Below are 350 nucleotides of genomic sequence, written 5' to 3' on the forward strand. Positions count from 1 at the left end.
CCATCACGCTGTCGGAAGCCAGTTTCCCGGCGCTCACCGACCCTTCCGCCAGGTGGCGCTCCGTCACGCTCTCCGGAGCCAGCTTCCCGGCGCTCACCGACCCCTCCGCCAGGTGGTGCTCCATCACGCTCTCCGGAGCCAGCTTCCCGGCGCTCACCGACCCTTCCGCCAGGTGGCGCTCCGCCACGCTCTCCGGAGCCAGCTTCCCGGCGCTCACCGACCCTTCCGCCAGGTGGCGCTCCGCCACGCTCTCCGAAGCCAGCTTCTCGGCGCTGACCGCTCCCTCCGCCAGGTGGTACTCCATCACGCTCTCCGGAGCCAGCTTCCCGGCGCTCACCGACCCTTCCGCC

General features: G+C 71.7%; 1 protein-coding gene. It reads right to left on the bottom strand.

Annotated features, from left to right (window positions below):
* Positions 1-350: hypothetical protein (locus RZO55_RS05220; protein ID WP_318063234.1), on the bottom strand; the 350-nt coding region annotated here is incomplete at both ends.

Origin of the sequence: Clostridium boliviensis (assembly GCF_033342255.1) — a bacterium.
In the GTDB taxonomy this organism is placed as follows: Bacteria; Bacillota; Clostridia; order Lachnospirales; family Lachnospiraceae; genus Lacrimispora; species Lacrimispora boliviensis.